Origin of the sequence: Methanoculleus nereidis, from assembly GCF_032944295.1 — an archaeon.
GTDB lineage: Archaea > Halobacteriota > Methanomicrobia > Methanomicrobiales > Methanoculleaceae > Methanoculleus > Methanoculleus nereidis.
This window is the reverse complement of record NZ_JABFFQ010000002.1, coordinates 194,761-201,851: the sequence shown is the minus strand read 5'-3', so window position 1 is coordinate 201,851 and position 7,091 is coordinate 194,761. Positions and strand designations below refer to the sequence as shown.

Below are 7,091 nucleotides of genomic sequence, written 5' to 3'. Positions count from 1 at the left end.
CATCGGGATTGAGATCCCAAAACCCTTGCAGCCTCGCTCCCCACTGACCAAGACCGCGATCGGATCCGTATTACTGTTTTTCATCAGGTATGCTTGAATCCACATTCATGCCCGATTCAACAGAGCCTAAAAAAGGAAGAGTATCCTACTCAATCACAATCGCCGGCTTGAACGGCAGGGCCGCCGACGCCTTCGGGTGGGTGCTTGCCTCAGCGCTCCGGACCGTCACCGGCACACCGAACTCGTGCTCCAGGAACGCTCGTGCGCCCTCGAGGACCGCCTGTTCGTCGGGGGACGACGCCGCGAGTTGCTTCACGAGGTCGGGCGGCAACTTCAGGACGAGTTTTGTGATCTGCTTCGCCGCGTCCGTCGCCTCGCGGCCGCGCTTGCGCATCTCCTCGTTCTGCATGATCTCCCGCACCACCTTCGTCTTGTCGGCCGATGCCGCGATGATCCGGAAGGCCTCGTGCTTCCAGGCCGGTGAGACGAAGAGGCTGACGGATTTAGGCTCCATCGGGATGAGTTTCACGATCGACTCGATATCCTCGACCGTCCTGGCGAGAAGCTCCTCAGCGAGCTCGACCTCCGGGTTGACCCGGGTCTCATCAACCTCCGGCCAGGGGGCGAAGGAGACCATACCCTCCCCGCCGACCTCGCGCCAGAGCGCCTCGCAGGTGAAGGGGATGATCGGGGCAAGCAGCCGCACCCAGGTCCGGCAGAGGTCCTGCATCACAGCCCCGCCGGTCATGCCCTCGGGCAGGCGGCGGCGGTACCACTTCAGGTCGGCCTCGACGCCGAAGAATGCCTCCTGCAGTGCCTGCCGGGTCTGGAACGAGTCGAGTGCTGCCGTTGCGCTCTCGATACGGCGCTGGAGCCTGCTCGCGAGCCAGGCATCGATGGGGGAGGTTCCTTCGGCCTCTTTCGCCTCCTCGACTGTGTTCCAGAACCGCTCGATCTGTCTTTTCGTCGACGAGACTAACTCATTCCTCCAGTCGAAGTCCTGCCAGGGCTCGGCACTCCCGACGAGGAACATCCGAACCGTATCGGCGCCGAACTCCTCCAGGGCATCCTCGAGCAGGAAGACATTACCCTTGCTCGAGGACATCTTCGCCCCGTTCAGGAGCCCCATCCCGAAGACCACCATGCCTTGCGGCTGCAGTTCCTGCGGGAAGATCGCCCGGTGGTGGAAGAGCTGGAACGTGAGGTGGTTTGAGATGAGGTCCTTTGCCGAGAACCGGTAATCGTAGGGATACCAGTAGAGGAACTCGCTCCGGATCGCATCAAGCGTCTCGCGGTCGACGGTCTCCGGGTTCCCTTCCCCGAAGAAGACGTAGTCAAAGACCTCCGGCGTCAGGTCCTCCGGCGGGATGGCCTTTAGGTGGTGGGCGATCGTGTAGTAGGCCATGTAGATCGTCGAGTCGGAGAGCGGCTCGATGATCCAGGTCGGGTCCCAGGGCAGTTTCGTCCCGAGCCCCACCCGCCGGGTGCAGGCCCAGTCCTTCAGCCAGTCGACCGTCCGGTCGAACTCCGTCCGGACCTCGGGCGGGACGAGCGCCATCCGCTCGAGCAGGACCTTCACCTGCTCTTTCCAGCACGGGTCGCTGTACTCCAGGAACCACTGGTCGTGGAGGATCTTCACAAAGACCCTTCCTCCGCACCGGCAGACAACCTGGCGGTTGTCGAACTCGTACATCGGGATGGAGCCGTACCGCTCCATCATCAGCGCCGCAACGTCGTCCCGGGCCTCCCGCACCGGCCTGCCGCCGTACTTCTCAAAGACCTTCCCGCGGGAGAACTCGGCGCTGTAGACCTCCTGGGTGAGCGCCTCCATTCCCGGGTCGTTCTGGTCGCGGATGCCTGCACGCTCGACCGCGTCCTTTGCCGGGATCTCGCCGTAGCCCTCAACGGAGATGAGCGGGATCGGCCGGATGGACGTGTACTTCCCCTGCTGCTGCAGGTCGCGGAGCGCGATGTAATCGAATGGTGCGTGGGCCGGAACGCTCATGACGATCCCGGTCCCCATGTCCGGGTCCACGAACGTCGCCGGGAGAACAGGGACCTCGCCGGAGAGCGGGTGGGAGACCGTCTGGTCGATGAGCACCGTTCCCGGGACCTCCTCCCCCACGCGGATGTCGTGGTCCTGCAGGGCGAGTTTATCTGCGGCCTCCCTGCTCAGGAGCCACTCCTCGTTATCAAGCGTCACCCGCACATAAGTAACGTCGGGGTTCACCCAGAGGTTCGTCACGCCGTAGACCGTCTCGGGCCGGAGGGTTGCGCAGGGTATCCTGGCGCCGTCCCAGGAGAAGACCACCAGCGTGAATTTGATGATCTCGGCCTTCTCGCCCTCGAGCAGGTCATGGTCGCCGACCGGGTTCTCGCACTGCGGGCAGTACTTGACCGGGTGGGCTCCTTTGACAACGTGCTCCTCCTCGTGCAGGTGCTTATACTGCCACTCGATGAACTTGCTATACTGGGGGTCGACGGTGATGAACCGGCGCCGCCAGTCGATCGAGAGTCCTGACTTCTGCATCACGCGCCGGTACTCCTCCGAGAAGTGCCGGACGATCTCCATCGGGTCGATGAACCGGTCCAGGATGTCCTGCGGCACCCGGTAAAGGTCGCGGTAGAGCCCGATCGTCTTCTCATCGCCGTTCGCGATCCTCTTCGATATCCCGATGACCGGGGTGCCGGTGACGTGGAACGCCATCGGGAAGAGAACCTGTTTTCCCCTCATCCGCTGATAACGGGCGAGGACGTCCGGGACGATGTAGGTCCGCCCGTGCCCGACGTGCATCGCCCCGCTTGGATACGGGTACGCCACGGTCAGGTAATACTTCTCCTTCTCTGCCGGATCGGCCTCGAACGCGTGCTCCCACCGGGTAATGCACTCCCGTTCGTTGCCCTGCATGTCTAATCCGCTCACTCTAAGCCTCCAGGTTCTGGTTCCTCATATATGCCCTGCATCATACCGGCCGCAGCCGGATCGTTTCGCCCTCGTTGTAGCGCTTGATCATCTCCTGGGCGATCGTGCTGTTCTTGGCGAGGAGGATGTCGCCCTCCTCGTTCACCGTGGCCGTGAAGAGATACTCCTTCCCGGCGAAGACGTCCACGATCTTGCCCTTGTTCTCAGGAGAGACGATCGTCAGTTGCTTGCGGTCGAGGCGGATCTTGATACCGCCGGCGAGTTGCATCTCCTCTTCGACGGGTTTTTGCGCCTCAAGTTCGCTCCTCGGCCGGATGTCGATCCCGATACCGAGTTTGTTCACAATCGCCGAGACATTCTTGCCGCCCTTCCCGATCGCCGCCGGGACGTCCTTGTCCTCGATGTAGACGACGGCCTTGTTGTCGCTGATGATGCGGACCTCGACCGGGCCGGTCGTGTATCGCCCGATCTCGCGCTGAACCTCCTTCTCGGCAACCTTCCAGGAAACGTTCTCCTCGGGCTCCGCTGCCGGTGCCGCGACTAAAGGCGGTTCCTCATGGGCAGCGGCAGGCTCTCCGGCGTTCCTCTTCCGGCCGAGCGGCATCACCAGGGTCTCTCCCTCGTAGCGGAAGATCTCGATCTCGGGCTCCCGCCGGGCGTGGTCGCGGACGACGATCACCGGGCGGATGTGGGTGTCGCCGGGCATGCCCTCCGGTGCCTTGATCGCCAGTTCAAGGTCGTAGATCTTCGTAATCGCGCCCTGAACGACGTAGATGACGGTGTTGATGATCTGCGGGAGGATACTGTAGTCGACCCGGTCGCAGAACCGCCGGAGACAGTCATGCACCTCCATGGCGTGCACCACGCCGACCATACCCATCCCGGCGAGGCGCATATCGGCATAGACAGTGAAGTCCTCGCTCTTCCGGATCTCGTCGAAGACCACGTAGTCGGGCCGGACGAGCAGGAGGGCTTCGGCGGTGTTCGTCATGCTGCCCTCGAGTGCCGTGTACTGGGTGATGTGGTCGGGAACCTGCAGATCCCGCGGCGCCTCCATCGTCTTCACGACGAAGTTGTTGTCGGCGAGGAACGTCGCAAGGCTCTGGGCGAGGGTGGTCTTCCCCGCCCCCGGCGGTCCTGCAATCAGGACGCCCCGGCGGTTCCCGAGGATCCGCTGCTTGATCTCCGGTGCCATGTCGTAGTCGTCGAGCGAAAGGTCCACGAGCGGCCGGACGACCGTGATCTCCATCCCGTCCGAGAACGGCCGCCGGGCAATCGAGATCCGGAGCGACCCGATCTGGACGACCGTGATCCCCCGCTTCTCGAGTTCGATGAACCCGTCCGGGTCGCGTTTTGCCCGCTCCAGGAGTTCCTGCGCCATGGCCTTGAGTTCGTACTCGCTCATCGGCGTATCCCGGAGGGTGACCAGGCGGGTCTCCCGGAGTTTGCCGATCTTTGCCACCGGCAACGCCCGCTCTTTAAGTGTGATCGCGATCGTCTCCTCATCGAGGTACTGATCGATCGAGAGCGGCGAAAAATTGCCAATCTGCGGGCGCAGGTACGTGACGTCGAGTCCTTTGGCCTTCGCCACCTCCGCCTGCACGAGATCGCTCGTGATGAACCGGGCCTCGTGGTCGATCGCGACGTTCCGGATCAGGGCGTCGATCTCGCCTCCGCTGGAGAGTTTCACCTGGTCGAGACTCGGACGCTCTCCGGCAAACTGGAGTTCGATAACACCTTCTTCCGACATTCGGAAGAGTTCTTGAAGTTCTGTCAGACCAGAAAACCCTATCTCCCGTCCCTGATTCGCCTGTGCTTCCAGTTCGGCGACGACGGCTTCCGGTATGATTATTGTTGCGCCCTTATATTCTCCGGTTTTTATCAGCGATGTTATGCGTCCATCTATCACGACGCTTGTATCGGGTACAATTTTCATAAAAAATCACCATAGTAATGAAGTCATTCACCCTTATTAGCGTATACCTTCTCTGGATCAAAGACCATTCCGGCGATCTCTTCCCCCTCGACCGTCCGGTAGAAGCATGATGCATGGCCGGTATGGCAGGCCGCACCGGTCTGCTCCACCTCGTAGAGGACGGCGTCCTCGTCGCAGTCGACGAGGATGTGGCAGACCCGCTGGACGTGCCCGCTCTCCTCCCCTTTCTTCCAGAGTTTCTGTCTGCTTCTGCTGTAATAGTGTGCATATCCGGTGGTCCGGGTGAGTTCCAGCGCCTCTGCGTTCGCGTAGGCGAGCATCAGGACATCACGAGTCCTTTTCTCCTGCACGATGACAGGCACTAATCCGTCCTTGAACTGTATCTCCATATTGGTTCACATTCCTGCGATTGTCTTCATGATTACAAAGAGGATATCTCCCATGAATAGTGCGATCAGGAACCCCGCCGTGATCGGTATGATGAACGGAATGCCGTAGGATATCCAGACCTTGCCGGCCTTCCGGTAGAGGGCAAGTTCCCTCCGGTAATCTTCGGGATGCAGCCTGAGATCTTTTGTGTATAACCGCCGCTCGCCCCGCACGATGCGCCCGAGCGACTCGGTGAATCCGACGAACCGCCTGACCAGCCGGCCCTCCTCCTCATCGATATCTTCCATGACAAAACCGAATTCGTTCTGGATTGCTTTCCCGTCGACCGGAAACCCGAGGAAGAGGCAGGGTAACGGGGCCCGATTTCCCGCGAGAAGGTTTTTCGCCAGTATTGCAACGGGTGCTGCGATATTGATGAGCACGGCGTTCGTGAGCACGGTGAACGGGAAGAACCCGAGGGGTGGGGTACCGAAATACGGTTCTATCGGGAAGAACGGGATGCATGCGGTGATGATGATGAGGGCATACGCATCTGCCCCCCCAAACAGGTTCGCCGCCTGGAAGAAGTAGAAGAATCCGCAGAAGACCGCGACCAGGCCGAGGTACCCTGCTGCCGCCTGCCAGCCTGCGAGGATGGTCAGCCCATATACCCAGACGGCCGCCGGGAGTGCGATCGCGAGTGCAGGGCGCCAGGTTTTGTGGGGGACCCGCCGCTCTCTTGCGTCCAGAACCGACGCGTACATGAGCGTGGCCCCTATTGCAACCGCTGCAATCATAAGTGGGACAGCTGCCACGGGCGGAAGAATCATGGGCAGGTACTTTATCCACCTTTTATCTCTTATTTCTGGCGATCGCTCTGTGCGGGAGATCCTGCCGTTTTGATCTGTTCCCCGGATAGATAAGGTGTACTATGGTTTGCGCTCCTGTGAAAATGGTTTAATCCTGGCTGTTCTCCGCCAGCGGCTCTCACTGCAGCCGGAACCCCTTCGGAGATTGCCGTCCGCAAATGGTCTTCTCTCGCTTTCCGGATGCGCCACTTTCACAAGAATATTTGCCCAAATTGGTATCGGGTTATCACAAGGTATTAATAATAGAATACAGATGTGATATATTGTGATAGGGGTAAAATCCCCTTTCCAGCATAAAAATTACTGAATATTACCTGAAGATGTGCATGGACATAAACGGCCTTATGGACGAGATCCTACAACAGTCGACGTGCAAGGGGCGCTTTACCCTTAATGAGTTGCTGCACTACAGCACTACTCAGTCCCCGACCGGAGTTGCGGTCTTTAAAGAGAAGGGGCATACGTTTTTCCTGGTTATCTCCGGGGGTGAGGCGAATGGCGCCATGTTTGTCGATGAGAAGGGGACACTCTTCGGAGACTCCGCCGTTCTGCGCCTGACCGGGAAGGAAGAATTCGAACTCTTCCCGGTGATGCCGTCGATTGCTGATGCACTGGTGTCACGGTGCAGGGTCTTCGACAAAAGCCACCTGAAGAAGAACGGCCGCCTCGATATCCCGACCATCGGCACTCCTACCCGACAGCGGATAGGGGTGCTCTGCCTGACTGTACGCGATGGCGAGAAGCCCCTTGCCGGGGCCCACGTTGCGATCCGGAAGGGAAAAGTCGTTATGACTGGCGATGTGACGGATTCTGCGGGAAGAGTCTGTTTCCGGCTCCTCAATGGACGCTATATGTGTGTGGTCTCGGATCGGCTCGGAGAGCGGACGCGGTGCATCATCGAGTTCCATGAACCTCAGGTAGAAGCGTGCATTGATATTGGGGGCACAGAGGATGAGAACAGGTGAAGATGAAGAACATGAATTGATAACAACGG

5 protein-coding genes are annotated in these 7,091 nt (G+C 60.0%); 1 reads left to right on the top strand and 4 read right to left on the bottom strand.

Annotated features, from left to right (window positions below):
* Positions 1-145 precede the first annotated feature (145 nt).
* From leuS to HL657_RS05455, 4 genes are read right to left on the bottom strand one after another with little or no spacing between them, the layout of a single operon-like run.
* Positions 146-2,923 (bottom strand): leucine--tRNA ligase, encoded by a 2,778-nt coding sequence (gene leuS / locus HL657_RS05470; RefSeq protein ID WP_394804643.1) that lies wholly within the window; start codon positions 2,921-2,923, stop codon positions 146-148.
* A gap of 40 nt (positions 2,924-2,963) precedes the next feature.
* Positions 2,964-4,859 (bottom strand): PINc/VapC family ATPase, encoded by a 1,896-nt coding sequence (locus HL657_RS05465; RefSeq protein WP_317295816.1) that lies wholly within the window; start codon positions 4,857-4,859, stop codon positions 2,964-2,966.
* Between the two features lie 23 nt (positions 4,860-4,882).
* Complete coding sequence (hisI, locus tag HL657_RS05460) at positions 4,883-5,248, bottom strand: phosphoribosyl-AMP cyclohydrolase (protein WP_317295815.1); 366 nt, start codon at positions 5,246-5,248, stop codon at positions 4,883-4,885.
* Positions 5,249-5,254: 6 nt separating this feature from the next.
* Positions 5,255-6,043 carry an A24 family peptidase C-terminal domain-containing protein gene (locus HL657_RS05455; protein ID WP_317295814.1) on the bottom strand — a complete coding sequence of 263 codons (789 nt, stop codon included), beginning with the start codon at positions 6,041-6,043 and terminating at the stop codon, positions 5,255-5,257.
* A gap of 557 nt (positions 6,044-6,600) precedes the next feature.
* On the opposite strand from HL657_RS05455, the gene HL657_RS05450 reads away from it, so the two are divergent.
* Positions 6,601-7,062: a hypothetical protein gene (locus tag HL657_RS05450; RefSeq protein WP_317295813.1), complete on the top strand. Its 462-nt coding sequence runs from the start codon at positions 6,601-6,603 to the stop codon at positions 7,060-7,062.
* Positions 7,063-7,091: the final 29 nt, after the last annotated feature.